The organism is Kineococcus sp. NBC_00420 (assembly GCF_036021035.1).
In the GTDB taxonomy this organism is placed as follows: domain Bacteria; phylum Actinomycetota; class Actinomycetes; order Actinomycetales; family Kineococcaceae; genus Kineococcus.
The window spans coordinates 4,887,842-4,912,839 of record NZ_CP107930.1 but is presented as its reverse complement, the minus strand read 5'-3'; the positions used below and the strand labels follow the sequence as shown (position 1 = coordinate 4,912,839).

The 24,998-nt window shown below is 73.3% G+C and carries 25 protein-coding genes and 1 pseudogene; 3 read left to right on the top strand and 23 right to left on the bottom strand.

Annotated elements, in window-relative coordinates:
• Positions 1-5: 5 nt before the first annotated feature.
• From argB to infC, 11 genes are all read right to left on the bottom strand, one after another.
• Positions 6-917, bottom strand: a complete 912-nt coding sequence (gene argB / locus OG218_RS24005; RefSeq protein WP_328295734.1) for an acetylglutamate kinase — start codon at positions 915-917, stop codon at positions 6-8.
• Positions 914-2,080 carry a bifunctional glutamate N-acetyltransferase/amino-acid acetyltransferase ArgJ gene (gene argJ, locus OG218_RS24000; RefSeq protein WP_328295733.1) on the bottom strand — a complete coding sequence of 389 codons (1,167 nt, stop codon included), beginning with the start codon at positions 2,078-2,080 and terminating at the stop codon, positions 914-916. The genes argB and argJ overlap by 4 nt, the downstream gene beginning before the upstream one ends.
• Complete coding sequence (argC, locus tag OG218_RS23995; RefSeq protein ID WP_442906553.1) at positions 2,077-3,135, bottom strand: N-acetyl-gamma-glutamyl-phosphate reductase; 1,059 nt, start codon at positions 3,133-3,135, stop codon at positions 2,077-2,079. Before argC ends, argJ begins: the two co-directional genes overlap by 4 nt.
• A 48-nt stretch (positions 3,136-3,183) precedes the next feature.
• Positions 3,184-3,993, bottom strand: coding sequence for an SDR family NAD(P)-dependent oxidoreductase (locus tag OG218_RS23990; RefSeq protein ID WP_328295731.1), 810 nt, complete (start codon positions 3,991-3,993; stop codon positions 3,184-3,186).
• The gene (gene pheT / locus OG218_RS23985; RefSeq protein WP_328295730.1) at positions 3,986-6,550 is read right to left on the bottom strand and encodes a phenylalanine--tRNA ligase subunit beta; all 2,565 of its coding nucleotides are present in this window, start codon (positions 6,548-6,550) and stop codon (positions 3,986-3,988) included. The genes OG218_RS23990 and pheT overlap by 8 nt, the downstream gene beginning before the upstream one ends.
• Entirely contained in the window at positions 6,550-7,722 is a 1,173-nt protein-coding gene (gene pheS / locus OG218_RS23980; RefSeq protein WP_328295729.1) for a phenylalanine--tRNA ligase subunit alpha, read from the bottom strand. The genes pheT and pheS overlap by 1 nt, the downstream gene beginning before the upstream one ends.
• A gap of 99 nt (positions 7,723-7,821) precedes the next feature.
• On the bottom strand, positions 7,822-8,961 hold the full coding sequence (locus OG218_RS23975) for an ATP-binding protein (RefSeq protein ID WP_328295728.1): 1,140 nt from the start codon (positions 8,959-8,961) through the stop codon (positions 7,822-7,824).
• 55 nt (positions 8,962-9,016) lie between these two features.
• A complete protein-coding gene (locus OG218_RS23970; RefSeq protein WP_328295727.1) occupies positions 9,017-9,895 on the bottom strand; it encodes a TrmH family RNA methyltransferase in 879 nt (292 codons plus the stop codon).
• A gap of 39 nt (positions 9,896-9,934) precedes the next feature.
• Positions 9,935-10,324: a 50S ribosomal protein L20 gene (gene rplT / locus OG218_RS23965; RefSeq protein WP_328295726.1), complete on the bottom strand. Its 390-nt coding sequence runs from the start codon at positions 10,322-10,324 to the stop codon at positions 9,935-9,937.
• Positions 10,325-10,458: 134 nt separating this feature from the next.
• Positions 10,459-10,653 (bottom strand): 50S ribosomal protein L35, encoded by a 195-nt coding sequence (gene rpmI, locus OG218_RS23960; RefSeq protein WP_328295725.1) that lies wholly within the window; start codon positions 10,651-10,653, stop codon positions 10,459-10,461.
• Positions 10,654-10,737: 84 nt separating this feature from the next.
• Positions 10,738-11,427, bottom strand: a complete 690-nt coding sequence (gene infC / locus OG218_RS23955; RefSeq protein WP_380162121.1) for a translation initiation factor IF-3 — start codon at positions 11,425-11,427, stop codon at positions 10,738-10,740.
• Between the two features lie 344 nt (positions 11,428-11,771).
• Between infC and OG218_RS23950 the strand changes: the two genes are divergently transcribed.
• Positions 11,772-12,143 (top strand): DUF1844 domain-containing protein, encoded by a 372-nt coding sequence (locus OG218_RS23950; RefSeq protein WP_328295723.1) that lies wholly within the window; start codon positions 11,772-11,774, stop codon positions 12,141-12,143.
• Here OG218_RS23950 and OG218_RS23945 read toward each other — a convergent pair.
• Positions 12,124-13,356, bottom strand: a complete 1,233-nt coding sequence (locus tag OG218_RS23945) for an MFS transporter (RefSeq protein ID WP_328295722.1) — start codon at positions 13,354-13,356, stop codon at positions 12,124-12,126. The two genes, OG218_RS23950 and OG218_RS23945, sit on opposite strands and share 20 nt — an antisense overlap.
• An 85-nt stretch (positions 13,357-13,441) precedes the next feature.
• Here OG218_RS23945 and OG218_RS23940 point away from each other — a divergent pair, with 85 nt between their 5' ends.
• Positions 13,442-14,047: a DoxX family protein gene (locus OG218_RS23940; RefSeq protein ID WP_380156918.1), complete on the top strand. Its 606-nt coding sequence runs from the start codon at positions 13,442-13,444 to the stop codon at positions 14,045-14,047.
• Positions 14,048-14,098: 51 nt separating this feature from the next.
• On the opposite strand, the gene OG218_RS23935 is transcribed toward OG218_RS23940, so the two are convergent.
• The 9 genes from OG218_RS23935 to OG218_RS23895 all read right to left on the bottom strand — a co-directional run bounded on the left by OG218_RS23935 (position 14,099) and on the right by OG218_RS23895 (position 21,359).
• A complete protein-coding gene (locus OG218_RS23935) occupies positions 14,099-14,734 on the bottom strand; it encodes an SseB family protein (protein ID WP_328296290.1) in 636 nt (211 codons plus the stop codon).
• Positions 14,735-14,853: 119 nt separating this feature from the next.
• Positions 14,854-15,609: a bifunctional 1-(5-phosphoribosyl)-5-((5-phosphoribosylamino)methylideneamino)imidazole-4-carboxamide isomerase/phosphoribosylanthranilate isomerase PriA gene (gene priA, locus OG218_RS23930; RefSeq protein ID WP_328295720.1), complete on the bottom strand. Its 756-nt coding sequence runs from the start codon at positions 15,607-15,609 to the stop codon at positions 14,854-14,856.
• Positions 15,610-15,620: 11 nt separating this feature from the next.
• Positions 15,621-16,169 (bottom strand): hypothetical protein, encoded by a 549-nt coding sequence (locus OG218_RS23925; protein WP_328295719.1) that lies wholly within the window; start codon positions 16,167-16,169, stop codon positions 15,621-15,623.
• 27 nt (positions 16,170-16,196) lie between these two features.
• Positions 16,197-16,838, bottom strand: coding sequence for an imidazole glycerol phosphate synthase subunit HisH (gene hisH, locus OG218_RS23920; RefSeq protein WP_328295718.1), 642 nt, complete (start codon positions 16,836-16,838; stop codon positions 16,197-16,199).
• The gene (hisB, locus tag OG218_RS23915; RefSeq protein WP_328295717.1) at positions 16,835-17,434 is read right to left on the bottom strand and encodes an imidazoleglycerol-phosphate dehydratase HisB; all 600 of its coding nucleotides are present in this window, start codon (positions 17,432-17,434) and stop codon (positions 16,835-16,837) included. The genes hisH and hisB overlap by 4 nt, the downstream gene beginning before the upstream one ends.
• Positions 17,431-18,567 carry a histidinol-phosphate transaminase gene (locus OG218_RS23910; protein ID WP_328295716.1) on the bottom strand — a complete coding sequence of 379 codons (1,137 nt, stop codon included), beginning with the start codon at positions 18,565-18,567 and terminating at the stop codon, positions 17,431-17,433. Before OG218_RS23910 ends, hisB begins: the two co-directional genes overlap by 4 nt.
• 113 nt (positions 18,568-18,680) lie before the next feature.
• Complete coding sequence (locus tag OG218_RS23905) at positions 18,681-19,682, bottom strand: Gfo/Idh/MocA family protein (protein ID WP_328295715.1); 1,002 nt, start codon at positions 19,680-19,682, stop codon at positions 18,681-18,683.
• Complete coding sequence (locus tag OG218_RS23900) at positions 19,679-20,659, bottom strand: Gfo/Idh/MocA family protein (RefSeq protein ID WP_328296289.1); 981 nt, start codon at positions 20,657-20,659, stop codon at positions 19,679-19,681. The genes OG218_RS23905 and OG218_RS23900 overlap by 4 nt, the downstream gene beginning before the upstream one ends.
• 136 nt (positions 20,660-20,795) lie before the next feature.
• Complete coding sequence (locus OG218_RS23895) at positions 20,796-21,359, bottom strand: TetR/AcrR family transcriptional regulator (RefSeq protein WP_328295714.1); 564 nt, start codon at positions 21,357-21,359, stop codon at positions 20,796-20,798.
• A gap of 48 nt (positions 21,360-21,407) precedes the next feature.
• On the opposite strand from OG218_RS23895, the pseudogene poxB reads away from it, so the two are divergent.
• Positions 21,408-23,125 (top strand): annotated as a pseudogene (gene poxB, locus OG218_RS26740) (ubiquinone-dependent pyruvate dehydrogenase).
• A gap of 13 nt (positions 23,126-23,138) precedes the next feature.
• On the opposite strand, the gene OG218_RS23880 reads toward poxB, so the two are convergent.
• Positions 23,139-23,654: a hypothetical protein gene (locus OG218_RS23880; protein WP_328295711.1), complete on the bottom strand. Its 516-nt coding sequence runs from the start codon at positions 23,652-23,654 to the stop codon at positions 23,139-23,141.
• Positions 23,651-24,970: a histidinol dehydrogenase gene (hisD, locus tag OG218_RS23875; RefSeq protein ID WP_380162127.1), complete on the bottom strand. Its 1,320-nt coding sequence runs from the start codon at positions 24,968-24,970 to the stop codon at positions 23,651-23,653. Before hisD ends, OG218_RS23880 begins: the two co-directional genes overlap by 4 nt.
• Between the last annotated feature and the right edge of the window lie 28 nt (positions 24,971-24,998).

Here is a 24,998-nt window from a genome sequence, read left to right as displayed (position 1 = left end):
GGGGTTCACGGCACGACCATCGTGCCGTTGCCGGAGGTCGTGAAGACCTCCAGCAGGACCGAGTGCGCCGTCCGGCCGTCGATGACCGTGGCACGGGGGACCCCGCCGCGCACCGCGCGCAGACAGGCCTCCATCTTCGGGACCATCCCCAACTCCAGGGACGGCAGCAGTTCCGCGAGTTCCGCCGCCGCGATCTCGCGGACGAGCGAGTTCCGGTCGGGCCAGTCCCGGTACAACCCGGCCACGTCGGTCATGACCACGAACTTCTGCGCGCCCAGCGCGACGGCGATGGCCGAGGCCGCGGTGTCGGCGTTCACGTTGAGGACCTGCCCGTGCAGCAGGTTCCCCTCGTCGTCGACCTCGGGGGCGATCGTCGAGATGACCGGGATGCGACCGGCGTCGAGCAGGTCGACGACCGCACGCGGGTCGACCCCGACGACGTCGCCGACCAGTCCGACGTCGACGGGTTGACCGTCGACGATCGCGTGCCGCCGCTTCGCCCGCAGCAACCCCGCGTCCTCCCCGGACAACCCGACGGCCAGCGGACCGTGGGAGTTCAGCAGACCGACGAGTTCCCGTCCCACCTGACCCGTGAGGACCATCCGCACGACGTCCATCGCCTCGGGCGTGGTGACCCGCAGGCCGCCGCGGAACTCGCTGTGGATCTGCAACCGGTCGAGCATGGTCGAGATCTGCGGGCCACCGCCGTGCACGACCACGGGACGCAACCCGGCCGTGCGCAGGAACACCACGTCCTCGGCGAAGGCGCGTTTGAGGTCGTCGTCCACCATGGCGTTGCCGCCGTACTTCAGGACGACGAGGGCGCCGTGCCACTTCTGCAGCCACGGCAGGGCTTCGACGAGGACGCTCGCCTTGTCGGAGGCGGTGAGGTCGTCGAGGTCGACGGGCTCGCTCACGAGCTGTACGCGCTGTTCTCGTGGACGTAGGCGTGGGTGAGGTCGTTCGTCCACACCGTTGCCGTCTCGGAACCCGCGTGCAGGTCGATGACGACCCGGACCTCGCGGGGTTCGAGGTCGACCGTCGCCGGATCGGCGTGCGGGGTCCCCCCGACGCAGACCGCGACCCCGTTGAGGCTCACGTCCAGGGCCTGGGGGTCGAACTGCGCCGACGTCGTCCCGACGGCCGCCATGACGCGGCCCCAGTTCGGGTCCTTGCCGAACACCGCGGCCTTGAACAGGTTGTTCCGGGCGACGGAGCGGGCGACCTCGACGGCCTCGGCCTCCTCGGCCGCGCCGACGACCTCGATGGCGATGTCGTGGTCCGCGCCCTCGGCGTCGCCGACGAGCATGCGGGCCAGGTCCGCGCAGACCCGGCGGACGACCTCGTCGAACTCCGCGGGTTCGGGGGTGACGCCGCCGGCGCCGCTGGCGAGCAGCACGACGGTGTCGTTGGTGGACATGCACCCGTCGGAGTCCACGCGGTCGAACGTCGTGCGGGTCGCCGCCCGCAGCGCCCGGTCCAGGTCGGCGGGTTCCACGGCGGCGTCGGTGGTCAGGACCACGAGCATGGTCGCCAACCCGGGGGCGAGCATGCCCGCCCCCTTGGCCATGCCGCCGACGACGAAGGAGTCGCCCTGCGGTCCGACGCCGGTCTCGATGGCCTGCTTGGACACCGTGTCCGTCGTTATGATGGCCGTCGCGGCCGCCGTCCCGCCCTCGGTCGAGAGGTCCGCGAACGCGGTGCGGACACCGTCGAGGACCTTCTGCCGCGGCAGTGCCACGCCGATCAGACCGGTCGAGCAGACGACGACGTCGCCGGCGCCGGACCCGACGAGTTCACCCACGAGTTCCGCGGTGGCGTGCGTGGTCTGGAAACCGTCCGGCCCGGTGAAGCAGTTCGCACCGCCGGAGTTGAGGACCACCGCCTTGAGGTGGCCGTCGGCGCTGGCGCGTTCGCTCCAGAGTACCGGGTGGGCCTTGCACCGGTTGGAGGTGTAGACGGCGGCACCCGCGTCGAGCGGGCCGTCGTTGACGACGAGGGCGAGGTCGGGACGGCCTGAGGTCTTCAGACCGGCCGTGACCCCGGCCGCCCGGAAACCTGCTGCGGCGGTGACGCTCACGGGGCGACCCCCACGGTGGTGAGCCCGGCGTGCTCGGGCAGGCCCAGGGCGATGTTTACCGATTGCACGGCTCCTCCGGCGGTTCCCTTGACGAGGTTGTCGATGGCCGCGACGACGAGCACACGACCCGCGTGCTCGTCGACGGCGAGTTGCAGGGCGCACGCGTTGCTCCCCAGGACCATCGCCGTCGACGGCCACTGCCCCTCGGGGAGCAGGTGCACGAAGGGTTCTGCGGCGTAGGCCGCCTCCCACGCGGCACGGACGTCGCCCGCGGCGACCCCGGGGGCCAGGCGTGCGGTGCAGGTGGCCAGGATGCCCCGCGACATCGGCGCCAGCGTCGGGGTGAAGGAGACCTGCACGGCGCCACCGCCGGCGAGGCCGAGGTTCTGCTCGATCTCGGGGGTGTGGCGGTGACCGCCGCCGACGCCGTAGGGACTCATGGACCCCATGACCTCGGAACCGAGCAGGTGGGGTTTGAGGCTCTTGCCCGCACCGGAGGTCCCCGACGCCGCGACGACGACGACGTCGGCGGGGTCGAGCAGACGGGCGGCGAAACCCGGGGCGAGGGCCAGGGTGACCGCGGTCGGGTAGCAACCGGGCACTGCGATGCGCGTGACCCCGGCCAGGTTCTGCCGCTGCCGACCACCGCCCGCGAGCGGGAGCTCCGGGAGACCGTAGGGCCAGCTGCCGGCGTGGGTCCCGCCGTAGAACCGCTCCCACTGCGTGGCGTCGAGGAGGCGGTGGTCGGCCCCCAGGTCCACCACGACCACGTCGTCACCGAGGTCGGCGGCGACGGCGGCGGAGGTGCCGTGGGGCAGGCCGAGGAAGACGACGTCGTGGCCGGCGAGGACCTCGGGGGTCGTCGGCTGCAGGACGCGGTCGGCGAGGGGCAGCAGGTGCGGCTGCAGCTCCCCCAGCCGCGTTCCGGCGTTCGAGGCACCGGTGAGCGCGCCGATCTCGACGTTCGGGTGGTTCAGCAGCACGCGCAGGACCTCGCCACCGGCGTAGCCGCTGGCCCCTGCGACGGCGACCGACAGTCGTTTCCCCGGTTCCATGTGCATGAACATACACCGTCTCGGGTAGGCATGCATTGCGTGACGGCCTCAGGCGAGGGGATCGTCCGGGCCGTAGGGCGCGACGGTCAGCCGGCGCGCGTTCGGGGTGCGGGTCGCCTGAGCCGCCAGCAGCGACCCCGGGGTGTCGACACCGACGCGCAGGAAGCGCCCCGTCCACGCGTCGAGCTCGCCCCGGGCGATCGCCAGGACCATGGCGACGACGTCGGCGGGGTCGGTCCACTCCGTCCGTTCGGCGTGCTGGGCCATGCTCGTCGACATCGCGGTGCGCACCACCCCGGGCGAGAGCTCGAACGCCCGCAGCCCGTGCTCCGCACCCGCCGCGGCGAGCGCTCCGCCGAGCCGGAACAGGGCGGCCTTGCTGGCCCCGTAGGCGGCGTGGGTCCCGCCGTCCTTGGAGGCGGAGCCGGAGTTCAGGTCCACGACGCGACCGCTGCGCCGCGCGACCATCCCCGGGACGACGGCCCGCACGACGTGGAAGGCGCCGAGGACGTTGGTCTCCAGGACCGCGCGGACCTGGGCGAGGTCGGCCTCCCAGGGCGGGACCTCGTCCTGCTCGATGCGGCCGTGGGACTGCACGAGCAGGTCGAACCCGCCGAGTTCGTGCTCGAGGGCGCGGACGCCGTGCGCGACCGCCGCGGCGTCGCTCACGTCGAAGGCCGTCGCGACGGCCCAGCCCCCGGCGGCGGTGATCTCCTCGACCAGTTCGTCGAGCGACCGGGCGGTGCGCCCGGTCACCCCCACGACGAACCCGGCCGCGGCCAAGCCCAGGGCGATCTCGCGGCCGATGCCCTGGGTAGCACCGGTCACGAGGGCCCGGACGGGCTGGACGTCAGACACGCTGCGTCGCCCCCGTGCGGGCGGCGGCCTCCGCGACGGCGGTGTCCCGCGCGGCGCTGGCCTCCTCGGCGGTCAGCGTCCGGTCCGGGGCGCGGAACCGCAGGGCGAAGGCGAGGGACTTGCGACCTTCACCGACCTGGGCACCCGTGTAGACGTCGAAGAGGTGGACGTCCTCGAGCAACGGGCCCGCGCCGGCGCGCAACGCCGCCTGCACGGCCCCGGCGGGCACCGCGGACTCCACGACGAGGGCGACGTCCTGCGTGGCGGCCGGGTAGCCGGACAGGGACTCGACCTGCAGGCTCGCGCCGACCTGGTCGAGCAGCACGTCGAGGTCCAGTTCGAACGCGGCCGCCCGGGCCGGCAGTTCCAGCGCGGCGACGACCTTCGGGTGCAACTCCCCCGCGTGGCCGACGGTGTGACCCTGCGCCGTGACGATCCGCGCGCAACGACCCGGGTGCCAGGGGGCGTGCTCGGCCGCCTCGACGCTCACGACGACCCCGATGGAGGCCGCAACGGTGCGTGCCGCGTCGACCGCGTCGGCCCACCCGGCCGGTTCCGCGGTGCGGGCGAAGCCGTCGCCCACCGCGCCGGGACGACGACGCGCCCCGGTGAGGATCCCGGCCACGTGGAGCGGCTGCGGCGGGACGGCCCGCTGGACGCGGGCCAGTTCCTCGTCGGTGGGACGTCGCTCGACCCCGAGGACCTCGGCCCGACCGGCGCCCGGCAGCGGGTGGGTGACGGATCCGACCTCGAACAGCGCCAGGTCACGCAGCCCGCGGGACACGTTGCGGCGCACGGTCTCCGGCAGCGAGTCGAGGAGGCTGGTCCGCATCAGCGGCTGCTGCTCGGAGAGCGGGTTCGCCAGCCGGAGCGCGACGCGGCGCGGGTCGTCGGCCGGGAGGTGCTGGGCGTCGTGGACGGCCGGCGCGACGAACGGGTACGTCAGCACCTCGACGAAACCGTCGTCCGCGAGCGCCCGGGCCAGGGACCGCCGGGCCCGCTGGGTCGACGTCAGTCCCGTTCCGGCGGGAGCCGCGGGCAGGACCGAGGGGATGGCGTCGTACCCGCCGAGGCGGGCGACCTCCTCGACGAGGTGGACCCGGCCGACGAGGTCGGGACGCCACGGCGGCGCCAGCACCGTCAGCGTGGAGCCGTCGACGGTCACGTCGCAGCCGATCTCGGTGAGGTGACCCACGACCTCGTCGGGGGTGTAGTGGACCCCGACGATGCGCTCGGGGAACCCGGCGTCCATCGTGATCGGTTGCGGCGCAGCCGGTTCACCAACGTCGGTGACCGTGACGTCCGCCGTGCCGCCGCCGTGCTCGACGAGGAGGCGGACGGCGAGCTCGGCGGCCTGGGCGCAGATCGTCGGGTCGGTCCCCCGCTCGTTGCGCTTGGCGGCCTCGGAGGGCACCCGGTGGCGACGGGCGCTGCGCGCGATGCTGACCGCCGCGAAGTGGGCCGCCTCGAGGAGCACGTTCACGGTCTTGCCGGACACCTCGGTGGAGGCCCCGCCCATGACGCCGGCGATGCTGAGAACGCGTGACGTCGAGGGGTCCCCGACCACCTCGTCGGTGATGAGCAGGTCCTCGGGGTCGAGGGTGCGCTCGACGTCGTCGAGGGTGGTGAGCTTCTCGCCCGCACGGGCCCGGCGGACGACGATCTGACCCTGCAGGGCGTCGAGGTCGTAGGCGTGCAGAGGCTGACCGGTCGCGAGCATCACGTAGTTCGTGACGTCGACGGCCAGGGAGACGGGGCGCATCCCGGCCTGGCGCAGCCGGTCGCTCACGAACCGCGGCGACGGGGCGCTCGGATCGACCCCCCGGACGGTGCGGGCGACGAACCGGTCGCAGCCCTGCGCACCCCGCAGCGGGGCGTCGTCGGCCAGGCGGACGGGGTACCCGTCGGCGGTGGGGGCCGGGACCTGCACGTCGACGGGGTCGCGCAGGACCTTCCCGACCGGTCGGCGGGTGCCGTGGGCGTACTCCCGGGCGATGCCGCGGATGCTGAAGCAGTACCCGCGGTCGGGGGTGACGTTGACCTCGACGGTCTCCTCACCGAGGCCGAGCAGGGCGAGTGCGTCCTGGCCGGGCGTCATCTCGACCCCGGGCAGGAGGTCGATGAGCACGATGATGCCGTCGTGGTCGGTCCCGAGGCCGAGTTCCTTCGAGGAGCAGATCATCCCGTCGGAGACGTGGCCGTAGGTCTTGCGCGCAGCGATGGCGAAGTCGCCGGGCAGGACGGCCCCCGGCAGCGCGGCGACCACGAGGTCACCCTCGACGAAGTTGTGCGCACCGCAGACGATCCCGCGGTGGCCCTCGGGTCCGTTGTGCTCGGGGCCCACGTCGAGGTGGCACCAGTTGATCGTCTTGCCGTTCTTCTGCGGCTCCCCGACGAGGTCCAGGACCCGGCCGACGACGAGGGGACCGGTGACGCCGGCGGTGTGCAGCCCCTCCTCCTCCAACCCGACCCGGACGAGGGACGCCGCGACGTCCACCCCCGTGGCGCCCGGTTCGAGGTCGACGTGCTCGGCGAGCCAGCTCAGCGGGATCCGCATCAGAGGTCCTCCTCCCCCGTCGCGGTGCCCGGATCGGCACCGCCTGCCACTGCGGAGGCGACCCCCGACGTCGACAGGTCCTCCACACCGAACGCCCGGCTGAACCGCACGTCACCCTCCACCATGTCGCGCATGTCCGTCGCTCCGCTGCGGAACATCAACGTCCGCTCGATGCCCATCCCGAAGGCGAAACCCTGGTAGCGGTCGGGGTCGATCCCCGCGGCCCGCAGCACGTTCGGGTTGACCATGCCGCAGCCGCCCCACTCGATCCAGCCCCGTTCGGCGTCGCGGCCAAGGGAGAAGCGCAGGTCCAGTTCGGCGCTGGGTTCGGTGAACGGGAAGAACGCCGGCCGCCAGCGGGTCTCCACGGCGTCACCGAACATCGCGCGGGCGAAGGTGTCGAGGGTGCCCTTGAGGTTGGCCATGGTCAGGCCCTCGTCGATGGCGATGCCCTCGAGCTGGTGGAACACCGGGGTGTGGGTCGCGTCGAGCTCGTCGGTGCGGAACACCTTGCCCGGGCACACGACGTACAGCGGGACACCGCGGGTGAGCAGCGAGCGCGCCTGCACCGGTGAGGTGTGGGTGCGCAGCACGAGTCCCGAGTCCGCACCACCCTTCTCGTCGGCGACGAAGAAGGTGTCCTGCATCTGGCGGGCGGGGTGGTCGGAGTCGAAGTTCAGGGCGTCGAAGTTGAACCACTCCGCCTCGATCTCGGGACCTTCGGCGACCTCCCAGCCCATCGCCGTGAAGACGTCGGCGACGCGGTCCATCAGCAGAGGCAGGGGGTGACGGGCCCCACCGTCGGGACGCGGCGAGGGCAGCGTGACGTCGACGACCTCCTCGCGCAGGACACGTTCGGTGTGCTCGGTCTCGAGCACCTCCGTCCGCGCCGCGAGGGCCTTGTTCAGCTGCCCGCGCGCCTGACCGACGCGTTTGCCGGCCGCGGCCTTCTCGGGGCCGGGCAGGACACCGATCTCGCGGTTGGCCAGGGCCAGTGGACTGCGGTCGCCCGCGTGGGCGAGCCTCGCGGCCTTCAGCTCGTCGAGGTCGGCGGCCGCGGCCACGGCGGCCAGAGCGGCGTGCAGCGCGGTCTGCACCGCCGCCTCGGACACCGGCGACGGCTCGCCGGGCTGGGAGTCGGGGTGCTGGTCGGGCGACTCGTGCTGCGCCATCGTGGAGCGTTCCTCACTCGGGTCGTGCGGTGCGTCGGGCGGGGCTGCCTCGCGGGGTGGCCCGCGCGCCCCGATCCTCCCAGATGCGCCCGCGACGGGTCACACCGTGGGCGGCTCCCCCGCGGGGAGGCGGACGGTGAAGCGCGCACCGCCGGTGGGGGCGGAGGAGACGTCGATGTCACCGCCGTGCGCCTCGACGAGGCCCCGGGTGACGTAGAGGCCCAACCCGGTGCCGCTGCGCCCACCGCCGTGCCAGAACTTCGAGAACACGTAGGGACGGTTCTCCACCGGGATGCCCTCGCCCGCGTCGTCGACGACGAGCACGAGGGCCTCACCCAGACCGTCGCCGGCCGCGGCGGCCTGCGCTGCGGTCAGGACCGAGACGTCGACCACGACCGTGCCCGCGCCGTGGCGGACCGCGTTGTCGACGAGGTTCGTCACGACCTGGGCCATCCGGTCGGGGTCGGCCCACAGTTCGGGCAGGTCGGCGGCCACGGTCAGGACGAACCGTTCGTCGTCGTAGCCGGCCATCCGCAACCGGTCGACGTGCTCGCGCACGAGCGTCGCGAGGTCCATCGGGCGGCGGTGCACCGTGAGGCGGCCGGCGTCGACGCGGGCGACGTCGAGGAGGTCGCCCACCAGGCGGCTGACGCGCTCGGCGTCGGCCTGGACCGTCTGCAGCATCAGCCGCTTCTGCTCGTCGCTGAAGCGGTCCCAGCGACGCAGCAGGCTGGCGGTGAACTGCTTCACCGAGGTGAGGGGCGAGCGGAGCTCGTGGGCGACGGTCGCGATGAGGCTGGTGGTGTCCGTCTCCGCGCGCCGGCGTTCGTCCGGGGTCCGCAGGGCGAGGACGGCGCGGTCGAGGGAACCGTCCTCGGCGCGGTGGAAGCGGGCCGTGACCAGCAGTTCGGTACCGCCCGGCAGCAGCAGGAGGCGTTCCCCGTGCCCGCCGGCGGTGACGCCCCCGGGGAGGTCACCGCCGCGCAGGACGTCCCACCAGCGACGACCCGAGGTGTCCTGCAGGGGCAGCGCCCGGCGCAACGGTGTCCCGACGAGCTCGGCCCGGGAGCGGCCGAGGAGCCGCTCGGCGGCGGTGTTCAGGTCGGCCGTCCCGCCGTCACCGTCGATGATCACGATGGCGTCGGGGAGGTCGTCCAGCGTCAGCGGCGGGCGGTCCACGGGCAGGGTGAGGAGCGGGGCCGACTGCGCGGCCTCGGCGCTCCCCCTCGCCTCGGGCACGGTGCGACATTAGGGCATGCGGGACCAGGCACCAGCCCAGCGCCGTCGGACCGCCTCAGCCCGGGCGGTTCGCGCCGTCGCGCCGCTGGGCCCGTGCGCTCGCGTAGAGGCAGACGACGGCGGCCGTCGCGAGGTTGAGGCTCTCGGCGCGCCCGTGCAACGGCACCCGGACGACGGCGTCGGCGAGGGCCCGCCCGGCGTCGTCGAGGCCGGCCGCCTCGTTGCCGAAGACCCAGGCCGTCCGGCGCCGCAGGTCGACCGTCCCGGTGCTGCCCGTGGCCGCGGCGTCGGCCAGGTCGTCGAGGTCCGCCTCGCCTCCGCCGTCGGCGGCGAGCACGGTGGACCCGTTGCGCTGCAGAGCCGTCACGACGTCGGCGAGCGGTACGCCGACGACCACGGGGAGGTGGAAGAGGCTGCCGGCCGTCGAGCGGACGCACTTGGGGTTGAACGGGTCGACGCTGCCCTGGGTGAGGACGACGGCGTCGGCGCCGGCCGCGTCGGCGGCCCGCAGGACGGTGCCCGCGTTGCCCGGGTCCTGGACCCGGTCGAGGACGGCGACGAGCCGCGGCTGGGTCGCGAGGACCTCGTCCAGGGTGGTGGCGGTGGTGGGGCAGACGGCCACGAGGCCCTGCGGGGTGACCGTGTCGGTCATCGCGGCCAGGACCTCGTCGGTCACGAGCCAGGTCCGCGACGGAGCTCCGGCGAGGATCTCCGGGTAGCGCCGGGCGGCGTCGTCGCTGGCGTAGAGCTCGAGGGCGGCGCCCGCGGCGACGGCCTCGCGGACGGACTGCGGACCCTCGGCGAGGAACCGGCCGTGCCGTTGACGCGCCGAACGCCCGGTCAGTGCGCGCACGGCCTTCACCCGCTCCGCTCGAGGGTTCGAGAGGAGGGGGAGGTCCAGGTGCGCCACGGCCGGGCGTTCGGTGTCGTTCAAGGTGCTCAGTCGTTCAGGGTGCTCAGTCGTTCGGCGTGCTCAGGCCGCGGTGCCCTCGGCGGCCACAGGGGCGACCGGGAGCGCAGCCTTGGCGGTCGTCACCAGCGCGCTGAAGGCGGCCGGGTCGGAGACGGCGAGCTCGGCCAGCATGCGACGGTCGACCTCGATCTCAGCGGCCTTGAGGCCCTGGATGAAGCGGTTGTACGTCATGCCGTCGGCGCGCGCCGCAGCGTTGATGCGCTGGATCCAGAGACGACGGAAGTCGCCCTTGCGCGCCTTGCGGTCGCGGTAGGCGTAGACGAGGGAGTGGGTGACCTGCTCCTTCGCCTTGCGGTACAGCCGCGAGCGCTGGCCGCGGTAGCCGCTGGCCTGCTCGAGGACGGTACGACGCTTCTTCTGGGCGTTGACTGCGCGCTTCACGCGTGCCACGGGGTACTCCTAGCTGGTCGGTTCGCGGGCGGCGGCGGGACCTGTTCACGTCGTGTGCTCAGGTCGCGCGCCCGCGGTGGTCGGGGTCGTCGCGGTGCCGGTCGGTGGACCGGCCTCGCGTCAGGTCTGCAGGCTCAGCGGCCGAGGAGCTTCTTGATCTTCTTCACGTCCGCGGGCGAGACGACCTGGTCGACCGAGAGGCGACGGGTCCGCTTGCTCGACTTGACCTCGAGCAGGTGGCGCTTGTTGGCCTGCTCGCGCATGACCTTCCCGGTGCCGGTGATGCGGAAACGCTTCTTGGCGCCGGAGTGGGTCTTGTTCTTGGGCACGTCTTCTCCTGTGTTCGTGCCGGGGTGTCCCCCGGCGTGTCTGGCGGGTGCCCGCGGAACCTCACGGTCCCGCGGGCCTCGACGTCAGGACGCGGTCGCGGCCGTCTCGTCCGGTGCGACCTCGGCCACCGTCTCCGGCTGCGTGGCGGTCTCCGGCTCGGCGGCGGGCTGCGACTGCTCCGTGGGAGCCTCCTCGGCGACCGCGGCGTCCTCGGAGTCCTTGCGGCGCTTCTCCTCGGCCTTGGCTTCCGCCTTGGCCTCGGCCTTCTTCTTGTGCGGCCCGATGACCATGACCATGTTGCGGCCGTCCTGGCGCGGCGAGCTCTCCACCCCGCCCAGTTCGGCGACGTCCTCCGCGAGGCGCTGCAGCAGCCGGAAGCCCATCTCGGGGCGGGACTGCTCACGTCCGCGGAACATGATCATGACCTTGACCTTGTCCCCGGCCTTGAGGAACCGCTCGACGTGCCCCTTCTTGGTGGCGTAGTCGTGCGGGTCGATCTTGAGCCGGAAACGGATCTCCTTGAGGATCGTGTTCGACTGGTTCTTGCGGGCTTCGCGGGCCTTCATGTCGGACTCGTACTTGAACTTGCCGAAGTCCATGAGCTTGCAGACCGGCGGTCGCGCCGTGGGAGCGACCTCGACCAGGTCGAGGCCTGCTTCGTCCGCCAGCCGCAGCGCGTCCTCGACGCGCACGATGCCGACCTGTTCACCGTTGGGGCCCACGAGCCGCACCTCGGGAACACGGATGCGGTCGTTGATGCGGGGCTCGCTGATGTGCTGCTCCTTCGTCGTCGTGGGGCCGCCGGACACGAGGAAGGCCCCCGTGCTCGGACGTGAGACGGAGGCCTTGCCGGTTCCGACGACACCCGGACGTCCACGGCGTGCCCACGAGGACACGACGACGACGGGCGTCGCTGCGCTCCTCCGGAGAGGAGCACGGCGCCCCTCCGAGGAGGAGCGCGGACCGGGACCCTCGGCGCGGTGAGCACCGGGGGTGGGAGGAGGCCTCCGCTTCACGTGCCGGCCCTGCGAGACCGGTCCGCAGCCTGGGAGCGTCGAAGCCCCGCAGGTCGTGGACCGGTGACGTGTGCCGGTCGGTCGCCTGTCAGGGTATCAGCATGCAAGCTGACACGACTCCAGGTGACGATCGCGACGAAACCGGCGCGGTGGCCGCCCGCGACATCGCCGACGTCCCCGCCGCCGAGATCATCACGACCGCTGCCGTGCACCTCATGAGCGCCGCCGCCGTGAAGTGCGGACTGGCCGAAGGGCAGGACGCGGAGGACCACCTCGACCTCGCCGAGGCCCGCATCCTCATCACCGCCCTCGCCGGGCTCGTCATCACGTCCGCCCCGGACGTCGGCGGCCAGCACGCGCGGTCCCTGCGCGACGGGCTGCGCTCGCTGCAGCTCGCCTTCCGGGAGGCCTCCGCGGTTCCCGACGAGCCCGGCAAGGGCCCCGGCGAGCGGCTCACGGGAAGCGTGGTCTGAGCTGCACGCGGGCGGCGACCACGGCGGTCGCCGCTCCCGCGCAGACCCCCAGGGCACCGACGACGAGGAACGGGGTGCCCGGACCGGCGGCGTCGCTGACGGCGCCCGCGAACGGGGCCCCGACCGCCGCCCCGACCGTGGTGGCCGCGGCGTGCCATCCCATCGCCCGGCCGCGGACCGACTCGTGGACCCCGTGCACGACGAGGTCGACCGTCGCGCTGATCACCGGGGCGCAGAACAACCCGGCGACGAAGGTCCCGACCGCCAGACCGACCGGCCCGTGCACGAGGACGAGCGGGGCCGTCGCCGCACCGAGGCAGGCCACCAGCAGCCACGGGGGCACCGAGCGCGGCAGCGCCCCGTGGACCAGTCCACCCACCACCGAGCCCGCGGCCCAGACCGCCAGCACCAGTCCGGTCCAGCGGACCGCGCCCTCCTCGCGCAGCTGGGCGACGACGGCGAGGTCGGTGGCCGAGAGCACCAGGTCGGCGGCGAAGGCGCAGGCCATCGCGAGCAGCAGGGCGGAGGTCCAGACCCGTCCCGACGCGACCGTGGCTGCGCCCTCCGCCTCCACGTCGCCCCCGGGGCTGCGCAGCGGCGGGTTCAGCGCGAACATCGCCGACGCCGAGACCACCTGCGCCGCACCGATGCAGAGCATCGCCGCCGTCGTGGAGGAGGTCAGCGCGATGGCCGTGCCGGCGGCGGGGCCGACCATGAAGGAGAACTCCACCAGCACCGCGTCGAGGGAGAAGGCCGTGCGGCGGCGCTCCGGCGCCACGAGCACGGCAAGGGACTGGCGGACCACGGTGAACACCGGCGGTCCCAGCGCGCCCGAGACGAAGGCGGCCACCAGCAGCCCCTGGTAGGGCAGGAACGGCGCCACCGACCAGCAGGCGGCCTGGGCCACGACCGTCGGCAGCAGGGCCCGCCGCAGGCCGTAGCGGTCCACCACCCAGCCCCGCCACGGCGAGCTGACGGCCGTGCCGATGGTCGCCGTCGCCCCCACCAGCCCGGCCGGGCCGTAGCCGAGGCCCAGGGTCTGCACGACGTGCAGGACGCAGACGATCCCCGCCGCGAGCGCCGGGACCCGGCCGAGGGACCCGACGAGTTCGAGCGGGAGGACACCACGGGTCCGCAGGACCTCGCCGTAGGGCGAGAACGCGCGGAGCAGCGCCGGGACGCGGGATGAGCCGGTGGGTGGAGCGGAAGACACGTCCTGCACTGTGCCAGCCGGTCACGACCCGGTCCCGACGGTTCCACCGCACCCGCCGTCGCCCGTCCGACCGGGCGGTGGTCGAATGGCCACGACCTTGAACCGGCAAGAACCTGGAGGACCCCTCGTGGCATCGAACGACCTCGGCCTGCTGGCCCTGCGACTCGGAATCGGCGGCACGCTGGTCGCCCACGGCGCCCAGAAGCTGTTCGGCGCGTTCGGCGGCGGCGGCATCGAAGGTACCGCGGGCGCCATGCACGCCATGGGCTTCCGCCCCGGCAAGCGCAACGCCGTCCTGGCCGGCGCGTCCGAGGCCGGTGGCGGAGCGCTGCTCGCGCTCGGCCTGGCCACCCCCGTCGGCGGCGCCGCCGCGGCGGCCGCGATGGCCGCAGCGGTCTTCGTGCACAAGCCCAACGGGTTCTTCGCCACCTCCGGCGGCTTCGAGTACCCGGCGGTGCTCGGGCTGGCCTCCGTCGCGCTGGCCGTGGGCGGGCCCGGCCGGTTCAGCGTCGACGGGGCCTCGGGTCACGCCTTCAACAAGGGGTGGACGACCGTCCTGGCCCTGGGGGCGGCCGGTGTCGGCGCCTACAGCACCATCAAGGCGCGCCAGGCCACCGTCGCCGCGGACGCCCAGGCGCAGGAGGCGGCCGACGCCCCCGCCGACGGCCCCGGGACGCCCGTCGCCTCTTGAGCCCCCGCGGTGGTCCCGTCGCGTGCGACGGGACCACCGCTTCGGGCGGTCTCAGGCGGGGAGGACCTGGAACTCCACGGACTCCGCGCGGTCGGCGACGACGCCGGTCGCGAGCCGCTCCCCCACGACGTGCAGGAGCTCGTCGAGGGCGTCCCGGCCGAGCCCGGGCCGGACCCCGAGGACGACCCGCAGCTCCGCGCCGGCACCGGGTTCGCAGCGGGTCGCGCGGACCGCGTCCAGACCCCGCACCGCCTCGGCGACCGCCGCCCCGACCTCGGGGTCCAACGGCGCCGGAACCCACGCCGAACCCCGGGCCAGCGCCCAGAACGCGCTGCGGCGCACCACGAAGCGGACCGGACCCGCCGGGTCGAGGACGAGCACGTCGCACTCCTCCTGGACCCCCGACAACGCGGCCTGCTCGGCGGGCACCGGCACCGGACGCGCGTCGGCACGCCAGGTCGTCAGGGCCGTGAGGTCGGTGAACAGCGGCAGCCCGCGGCGGCCGTCGGGCTGGGTCAGCAACGCCAGCGCCATGTCCGCGCTCTTGTCCCCACCGTGGGCGTCGAGTTCCCCGAGCTGGGCGACGACGGGGGCGAAGACCCGGCTCCCGGACAGCGCGGCGACCACGTCGCGTTCGGCGCGCACCCGGGCCGACGGGTCCTCGCCCCGTGCGGACCAGGCCGCCAGCGCGGCGGCCAGGGCCGGGGCGCGACGGCCGTCGTCGGTGGCGAAGGCGTTGGGCTGCAGGGTCCGTCCCGCCCACGGGACTCCCGCGGAGTCCGTGGCGCCGGGGTCCGGCGGTGCGCTCAGGGCCGACCCGCCACGTCGAGCGCCTGAGGCAGGGTGAAGTTTCCGGCGTAGAGCGCCTTGCCGACGATGGCCCCCTCGACGCCGAGGCCGACGAGGTCGCGCAGCACCCGCAGGTCTTCGAGGCTCGAGACGCCCCCGGAGGCGACGACGGGGGCCTGCGTCCGGCCGCAGAACTCGCGCAGGAGCTCGACGTTCGGACCGCGCAACGTCCCGTCCTTGGTGACGTCGGTCAGCACGTAGCGGGCGCAGCCGTCGGCGTCGAGGCGCTCGAGGACCTCCCACAGGTCACCGCCTTCGCGGGTCCACCCGCGGGCGGCCAGCGTCGTGCCCCGGACGTCGAGACCGACGGCGATCCGGTCCCCGTGGCGGGCGATGGCGGCGCGGGTCCAGTCGGGGTTCTCCAGCGCCGCGGTGCCCAGGTTGACCCGTCGGCAGCCGGTGGCCAGCGCGGCCTCGAGGGAGGCGTCGTCGCGGATGCCTCCGGAGAGTTCGACGGCGACGTCGAGACGGCCGACGACCTCGGCGAGGAGTTCCCGGTTCGAGCCGCGCCCGAAGGCGGCGTCCAGGTCGACCAGGTGGACCCACTCGGCGCCGGCCTGCTGCCACGCGAACGCGGCGTCGAGCGGCGCGCCGTAGAAGGTCTCGCTGCCCGCCTCCCCCTGCACGAGGCGGACGGCCTGACCGTCGGCGACGTCGACGGCGGGCAGGAGTTCCAGCCGGGCACTGGAGGGGAGGGTGTTCTCGCTGGTCACGGAGGGCGAGTCTACGAGGCGCTCGGCGTGCGGGGAACGCGGACGGCGGTGGCCGCGTCCACCGGGGCCCCCTTGGCCAGCCGGCCCGCCACGACGTCGCGCCGGCGCAGCGCGGCCCGCCACCCGAGCACGGTGGTGACGACGGCCCGCTCGCCGCCGGGGTGCCCCGCCACGATCTCCCAGGGTCGACGCAGGACGACCCGGGCCAGCACACCCGCGACGAGGAGCGCCACGACCACGACGACGTCCACCACGAGCAGCAGCAGGGGGATCACCAGCAGCCAGCACAGCAGGACGGCCAGTACGAGCCCCACGACGACCAGCACGATGGCCACGCCCTCGTCGAACCCGTCGAGGTCCAGGCCACCGGAGTTCCCCGAACCTCCCTGTGCAGCGCCGTCCGGCACGAGGTCGCCCAGGCCGCTGACGTCCAGGTCGGGAGACCTGCGGCGCCACCGCCGGCGGGCGATGCGTCGGGACAGGAACCGCCAGCGCGGCAGGAAGCGCACGTGCACCGTCCAGACCACCCCGTCGGGGGTGGTGACGGTGCGGGTGCGCATGCCGCCAGCGCAGGTCGGGGGACGACCTCAGGTCAGGGAGTCCACCCAGTTGCGCAGCAGTTGCGCGCCGGCGTCCCCGGACTTCTCCGGGTGGAACTGCGTGGCGGTCAGGGCACCGTTCTCGACCGCGGCGACGAACCGCGCGCCGTGCTCGGCCCAGGTGATCTGCGGCAGCGGAACCCGCCCCGCCGTGGTGTCGAGCATCTCGAAGCGCTGCACGGCGTAGGAGTGCACGAAGTAGAACCGCTCGTCCTCGACGCCCGCGAAGAGCCGGGAACCCGCCGGGGGTTCCACGGTGCTCCAGCCCATGTGCGGCACCACGTCGGCGGGGAGCCGTTCGACGGTGCCGGGCCACTGGCCCAGACCGTCGGGGACTCCTTCGCCGGGTTCGGTGGAGGTCTCGAACATGACCTGCAGACCGACGCAGATCCCCAGCACCGGGCGGCCACCGGCGAGGCGGCGGTCGACGATGGAGTCACCACCGATGGCCTGCAACCCCTGGTTCACGGCCGCGAACGCGCCGACGCCGGGGACGAGGAGGCCGTCGGCCTCCAACGCCGCCTTCCGGTCGGAGGTCAGTTCGACGTCGGCACCGACCCGTTCCAGCGCCCGGACGGCGGAGCGGACGTTGCCGAACCCGTAGTCGAGGACGACGACCTTCTGCGTCACAGGGCGCCCTTCGTCGACGGGACGCCCTGGACCCGGGGATCGGGTTCGACGGCGTAGCGCAGCGCGCGGGCCAGGGCCTTGAACTGGGCCTCGACGACGTGGTGCGGGTCGCGACCGGCGAGGACGCGGACGTGCAGGCAGATCTGGGCGTGGAACGCGAAGCTCTCCAGCACGTGCCGGGTCAGGGACCCCGTGAAGTGCCCGCCGATGAGGTGGTACTCCTGCCCCTCGGGTTCCCCGGTGTGCACGCAGTACGGGCGGCCGGAGACGTCGACGACGACGTGGGCGAGCGCCTCGTCGAGGGGCACCGTGGCGTCGGCGAAGCGGCGGATGCCGGCCTTGTCCCCCAGCGCCTGCCGGAACGCCTGCCCCAGCACGATGGCGGTGTCCTCGACGGTGTGGTGGACGTCGATGTGGGTGTCGCCCTTGGCCACCACGGTGAGGTCCATCAGCGAGTGCTTGCCCAGGGCGGTGAGCATGTGGTCGAAGAACGGCACCGTGGTGGCGATCTCCGTCCTGCCGCTGCCGTCGAGGTCGAGTTCGACCAGCACGCTGGACTCGCTGGTGCTGCGTTCGATGCGGGCCGTGCGGCTCACTGGGACACCACTTCCTGGAGGGCGGTTCGGAACTGCTGCATCTCGTCGGCCGTGCCGATGCTGACCCGCAGCCAGCCGGCGGGGCCGGTCTCGCGGATGAGGACCCCGCGCTCCAGCAGACCCTGCCAGACCGCGTGCCGGTCCTCGAAGCGACCGAACAGGACGAAGTTCGCGTCCGAGTCGGCGACGTCGAAACCGCTGTCGCGCAACCACTGGACGGTTTCGTCCCGGCGCTCCCGGAGCTCGTCCACCGTCGACAGCAACCGCTGCGAGTGCTTGAGCGCCGCGCGCGCCGTGGCCTGGGTGATCGCCGAGAGGTGGTAGGGCAACCGGACGATCCGAAGCGCGTCGACGAACGCGACCGAGGACGCGAGGTACCCGACGCGAGCCCCCGCCAGGGAGAACGCCTTGCTCATCGTCCGGCTCACGGCGAGGTTCCCGTGGCGGGGCAACAGGTCCAGCGCGCTCGGGGTACCGGCGCGGCGGAACTCGCCGTAGGCCTCGTCCACGACGACGACGGCACCCTGGGACAAGCGGGAGCACTCCTCGAGCACGGCCTCGATCGTCGACAGCGGCAACGCCGTACCCGTCGGGTTGTTCGGACTGGCGAGCAGCACGACGGAGGGGCGGTGTTCCCGGACCATCGCCCGCGCGTGCTCGACGTCGACGGTGAAGGCGTCCGTGCGCTGCCCCACGACCCAGGTGGTCTGGGTGTCGCGCGCGTACTCGGGGTACATCGAGTACGTCGGCGCGAAGCTCAGCGCGCGCCGGCCCGGACCGCCGAAGGCCTGCAGGACGTGCAGCATCACCTCGTTGGAACCGTTCGCGGCCCAGACCTGCTCGGGTTCCAGCTCCGCGCCCGACTCCGTCCGCAGGAACGCGGCGAGGTCGGCGCGCAGGTCGAGGAACTCGCGGTCCGGGTAGCGGTTCAGCCCCGAGGCGGCCTGCGCGACGGCCGCCGCGATGTCGGCGACGATCTCCGGCGCGACCGGGTAGGGGTTCTCGTTGACGTTGAGCACGACCGGCACGTCCAGCTGCGGCGCACCGTAGGGGTGCTCGCCGCGGAGGTCCTCGCGCAGCGGGAGGTCGGCCAGGGTGGTCGCCCGGCTGGTGCGGTCGGTCGTGTCGGTCACGCGCGCCAGTCTCCCAGACCGGGAGGGCAGGTCGTCGCCCCCGTCGGCGGCGCACACCCACCGACGACCCGCGATCCTGCCGGGAGTCCCAGCGAGATCGCGGATCGGAGGGGTCAGATCGTCATGACCTTGGCGATGGTGCCGGTGCGGGCGCCCTCGTAGGCCGCGAGCAGGACGCCGAGCACGGCGATGCCCTCGACCTCGGTGTGGATGGGGCGCCGGCCCTCGCGCAGGCAGTCGGCGAAGTCACCGATCTCGGTGACGAACGCGTCGACCTCGGCGAACTCGAAGGTCTCCTCCTCGCCCGAGCGCAGCCGGTAGGTGACGGAGTTCGAAGTACCCGTGAGGGAGCCGAGCTCGCCGACGACGGAGAACTTCTCGGTGCCGGGGGCCGGGTCGTAGGCCCAGCTGGTGACCATCTGGCCGACGACGCCGTTCTCGAAGCGGACCAGCACCTGGGCGGAGTCCTCGCCCTCCATGAACTTCAGCCGGTGCGTCGAGAGGAACGCGGTGGCCTCGACCGGCTGGGCGTTGGCCAGGTGCAGCAGCAGGTACGTCGGGTGGTAGCCGGTGTCGATGAGCTCGCCGCCACCGCTGGTCTTGGCCGAGGCGCGCCACCCCATGTTGGAGGGGTCGAAGTCGTTGTGGAAGCTGTCGGTCGTGCGCACCTCGTAGACCGTGCCGAGGGTCCCTGCGTCCAGGAGTTCCTTCGCCTTCGCGACGGAGGGGAAGAACAGCTGGTTGTGCGCGCACATCAACGTGATCTGGTTGGCGCGGATCGCCTCGGCCACCCGCTTCGCCTCCTCCACGGTGAGGCACAGCGGCTTCTCGCACAGGACGTGCTTGCCGGCCTCGGCCGCGGCGACGATCGCGTCGGCGTGCAGGTGGTGCGGGAGGCAGATGTCGACGGCGTCGATGTCGGCGCTCGCGAGCATCTCGCGGTAGTCGGTGTAGGGCTGGGCGGACAGTTCCGCGGCGCGGGTGGTGGCGGCCTCCTCGACGACGTCGGCGACCGCGGTCACGACGATCTTCTCGGCGTGCGCGCGGTAGCCCTTCACGTGGGCGCGGGTGATCCCGCCGCCACCGATCAGGCCGACCTTGACGACGTCGCTCACAGTGCTTCTCCCTGGGGTGCGGATGCTGCTTCGTTGGACCGCACGACGAGCCGGGTGAGTTCCACGGCACGGTGCAGGTTCTCCTGCGCCACCGTCGCGTCGCTCGCGTGGGAGACCCACTGCGAGAACGGTTCCGGGGCGTCGGCGGGAACGGTCAGTTCCTCGGTGGCACCGTCGGGACGGCGGCGCCACAGCCGGCCGCCGCCGTCGTCGGTGTAGTGGACGCTGCCCTCGGTGCCGTGCACGTCGATGGTGAAGGCGTCGTCGCTCACGAAGCCGGCCTCGATGACGCCGAGGGCTCCGGTGTCGTAGCCGAGGGTCACCACGGCGTGGTCCTCGACCTGGCGGCCGGTGACGTTGCCGTACACGGCGCGGACGATCTCCGGGTCATCGCCGAGGAGGAGCTGGGTGAGGTAGACCGGGTGGCACCCGAGGTCGGTGAGCGCACCGCCGACGCTGGGGGCCGGGTCGAAGAACCGGTCCGGCAACCAGCCGGGGTTCCCGCCGTGCACCGCGCCGTCGTGCGAGAGCCGCACCCGGGCGTAGGTCACCTCACCGAGCTCGCCGGAGGCGACGACGTCGCGCACGGCGAGGGTGTAGCCCTGCGAGAGCCGGGGCAGCGAGACGACGAGGGCGAGACCGGCTTCGGCGGCCTGCGCGACCAGCTGTTCGCACTCCTGCACCGTGGGGGCGAGCAGCTTCTCGGTGAACACGTGCTTGCCGGCGGCGAGCGCCTTGCCGATCACCTCGGTGTGCCGGGTGGTCTCGGTGGTGACCGTCACCGCGTGGACGTCGTCACGGGCGAGCAGCGCGTCGAGGTCGTCGGTGTACTCGATCCCGAAGTCGGCGGCGAGGGCCTGGCCGAGTTCGGGGTCGTGGTCCCACGCGGCGATCAGCGTGGTGTCGGGGTGGGCCGCTGCGGAGCGGGCGTAGTCCTTGGCGTGGACGTGCCAGCAACCGAGCACGGCCACGTTCATGTGGGGCACGGGAGTGTTTCCTCCGGGGACGCTTCATCGGGTCGTGACGGGGAAACGCTAGGTCACCCGCGCCCTCACACGGAAGGGCCCGCGCCGAGCAATCTGGGAACGTTCGCATCCGCGCGCGGACGGGACGTCAGCAGAACCCGCCGAAGAGGTCGAGGACGTGGTCGACCAGCGCGTCGTCGACGCGACCGTGCCCGAAGAGGAGCCGGTGGTAGAGCGGCGCGAAGAGGACGTCGACGGCGGCCTCGACGTCGATCCCGGGACGCACCTCACCCGCGGCCTGGCCCCGACGCAACAGCGCGGCGGCGACCGCCCGGCGCGGACCCAGCCAGTGCTCGACGAGGTCGAGACGCAGTCCGGGCTCCGCCGCGACCTGGGCCGTGACGGCGCGCAGCGCGGCGCCCGTCCGGCCGTCGTCGGTCAGCAGCGCGACCAGCCCGTGCATCTGGTGGGCCAGCGCGTCGCGCGCGCTCGCCGCCGCGGGGTGCTGCACCGAGTCGGCGGTCCCTTCGAGGAGCGCGTCGAGGACGATCGCGGCCGGGGAGTCCCACCACTTGTAGACCGTCACGCGGCTGACGCCGGCCCGGGCGGCGATGGCCGAGAACGTCGCGGCCGCGAGCCCCCCTTCGGCGACCAGGTCGACAGCCGCTTCGAGAGCGGCTCGTCGGGTCTCCTCGCTGCGCGGTCTGGCCACGTGGTCCTCCCTCAGCACCATTGGTGAACAAGTCGTACAGTAACGGACATGGCCACCGTCGCACAGCACCTCGTCGCCACCCTCAAGGCCCACGGCGTCCGCCGCGTCTACGGACTGCCGGGCGACTCCCTCAACGGCCTCACCGACGCGCTGCGCCGTGACGGGACGCTGGACTGGGTCCACGTCCGCCACGAGGAGGCCGCCGCCTTCGCCGCCGCGGCCGACGCGCACACCACGGGCGAGCTCGCCGTCTGCGCGGGCAGTTGCGGTCCCGGGAACCTGCACCTCATCAACGGCCTGTTCGACGCCCAGCGCAGCCGGGTCCCCGTGCTGGCCATCGCCGCCCACATCCCGGGCTCGGAGATCGGCAGCGGGTACTTCCAGGAGACCCACCCGCAGGAACTGTTCCGCGAGTGCAGCGTCTACTCCGAACTCGTCTCCTCCGCCGAGCAGCTCCCCCGCGTCCTCGAGATCGCGATGCGGCAGGCCGTCGAGAAGCGCGGCGTGGCCGTCGTGGTCGTCCCCGGCGAGATCCTGCTGGTCCGTTCCACCCAGGACCGCATCGCGACGATCCGCCGCACCGACCCCGTGGTGCGCCCCAGCGACGCCGAGCTCACCGAGGCCGCGACCCTGCTGAACGCCGCCGTGAAGGTGACCATCCTCGCCGGCGCGGGAGCCGAAGGAGCGCACGCGGAACTGCTGGCCCTGGCCGACGCCCTCGGTGCCCCGATCGTGCACTCCTTCCGCGGCAAGGAGTTCGTCGAGCACGACAACCCCTACGACGTCGGCATGACCGGGTTGCTGGGCTACGCCTCGGGGTACCGGGCGATGGAGGACTGCGACACCCTGCTGATGCTGGGGACCGACTTCCCCTACCAGCAGTTCTTCCCCAGCACGCCACGGTGATCCAGGTCGACGTCCGAGGTGAGCAGCTCGGCAAGCGGGTTCCCCTCGACCTCGCCCTGGTCGGGACCGTCCGCGACACCGCGGCCGCCCTGCTGCCCCGCATCGTCCGCAAGAGCGACCGCGGCCACCTCAACGAGGCCCGCAAGCACTACGCGGCCACCCGGGACAAGCTCGACGAGCTCGCCACGCCCGGACGCGGACCGATCCACCCGCAGTACCTCGCGCGCCTCGTCGACGAGCTCGCCACCGACGACGCCGTCTTCATCCCCGACGTCGGCTCCCCCGTCGTGTGGGCCGCGCGCTACCTCACGATGAACGGCCGGCGCCGGCTCATCGGGTCCTTCAACCACGGCACGATGGCCAACGCCCTGCCGCACGCCATCGGCGTGCAGTCCGCGTTCCCGGACCGCCAGGTCGTCGCGCTGGCCGGTGACGGCGGGCTGACCATGCTGCTCGGCGAGCTCATCACCCTGGTCCAGAACCGGCTGCCGGTGAAGGTCGTCGTCCTGAACAACTCCTCGCTGAACTTCGTCGAGCTCGAGATGAAGGCGGCCGGGTTCGTCACCTACGGCACGGGCCTGGAGAACCCGAACCTCGCCGACGTGGCCCGCGCGATCGGCCTGCACGCCCAGCGGGTCGAGAAGGCCGACGACCTCGCCGGGGCGCTGGAGGCCGCCTTCGCCCACGACGGGCCCGCGCTCGTCGACGTCGTGACCGAGCGGCAGGAACTGTCGATGCCGCCGAGCGTCACCGCGGAGCAGGCGAAGGGCTTCACGCTCTACGCCATCCGGACGGTCCTCTCCGGCCGCGGCGACGAGCTGTTCGACCTGGCGAAGGCGAACCTGCGTCAGCTGCTCTGACCGGGGCGCCGGGTCAGCCGGGGGTGTCGGGGGTGCCGGCGTCGGGGGTCTGGTCGTCGTTCTTGCCGCGGAACAGCTTCCAGAACGCGCCGATCCGGCTGCCCTCACCCCCGGCGGCGGCACCCGCCGCCTCGGCGGGGTCGAGGCGGCCGAGCACGAGCTGCTGCACGACGTCGGGCCAGACCGACAGCAGCAGACCGGGTTTCGGGTCGTCGCCGCGCTGACCGCCGACCCAGGTCTGTCCCTCGATCGAGTCCTCGCCGACGGTGAGCAGCACGATCTCGGCCCCCTGGAGCACGCCGGACAGCGTCTGCGCGTCGGCCTCCCCCGTGCCCGGGTCCTCGGTCACGAGGACGCACCCGAGGCCCTTCACGGGGACGACGAACGCGTTGACCTTCGCGATCGTGCAGACCTCGGCCAGCTTCCTCGCGTTGGCCACGGGGGCCACCAGGACCGAACGGACCGGCTTCTTCGGGCCGAAGGCCTTCTCGAACTCCGCGTCGAAGTCGAAACCCGGTTCCTCGCTCATGCGCCGAACCGGGCCGTCACCGCTTCGCCGTGGGCCGGCAGGTCCTCGGACTCCGCGAGCGCCACGACGTGCGGGGCGACCTCGCGCAACGCCGCCTCGTCGTAGTCGATGACGTGGACAGGGCGGAGGAAGGTCTGCACGCTCAGGCCCCCGGCGTGCATCGCCGTCCCCCCGGTCGGCAGGACGTGGTTGGAGCCGGCGCAGTAGTCGCCCAGCGACACCGGCGAGTGCGCCCCCACGAAGACGGCCCCGGCGTTGCGGACCCGGGCCGCGACCGCGCGGGAGTCGGCGGTCTGGACCTCGAGGTGCTCGGCGGCGTAGCCGTCGACGACGGCGAGGCCGTCGTCGAGGGAGTCGACCAGGACGATCCCGGACTGCCTGCCCCGCAGCGCCTCCTCGATGCGGCCGGAGTGCTTCGTCGCGGCGACCCGCTTCTCCAGCTCGACGTCGACGGCGTCCGCGAGCGCCACCGACGGGGTGATCAGGACGGCGGCGGCCATCGGGTCGTGCTCGGCCTGGCTGACCAGGTCGGCGGCGACGTGCACGGGGTCGGCGGTGTCGTCGGCGAGGACGGCGATCTCGGTGGGGCCGGCCTCGGAGTCGATGCCGACGACGCCCTGGACGTAGCGCTTGGCGGAGGCGACGTAGATGTTGCCCGGACCGGTGACGACGTCCACGGGCGCGACGACGACGGTCCCCTCGGCGTCACGGGCGCCGTAGGCGAACATCGCGATGGCCTGGGCCCCACCCACGGTGTAGACCTCCTCGACGCCCAGCAGCGCGCAGGCGGCCAGGATCGTCGGGTGCGCGGAGCCGCCGAACTCCTTCTGCGCCGGGGTGGTGACGGCGATGGAGGCGACCCCGGCGGCCTGGGCCGGGACGACGTTCATGACCACGCTGGAGGGGTAGACCGCGCGCCCGCCCGGGACGTAGAGCCCGACCCGCCCGACGGGGATCCAGCGTTCGGTGACGGTGCCGCCGGGCGCGACCTGCGTCGTGGTGTCGGTGCGGCGCTGGTCGTCGTGCACCAGCCGCGCCCGCCGGATCGACTCCTCCAGCCCGGCCCGCACCTGCGGGTCGAGGGCCGCCAGCGCGTCGGTCAGGGCCCGGGCCGGGACCCGGACGTCGGTGATGGCGACGCCGTCGAAGCGTTCGGTGAGCTCGAGGAGGGCAGGGACGCCGCGGGTGCGCACGTCCTCGCAGATCGGGGCGACGGTCGCGATGGCGGCGGCCACGTCGACGTCGGCGCGCGGGACGATCGACCGCAGCGCCATGGCGTCGAGGGTCGTTCCGCGCAGGTCGGTGCGGGCCAGCAGGGGGGGCGTCACGGTGGGTCAGTCTAGA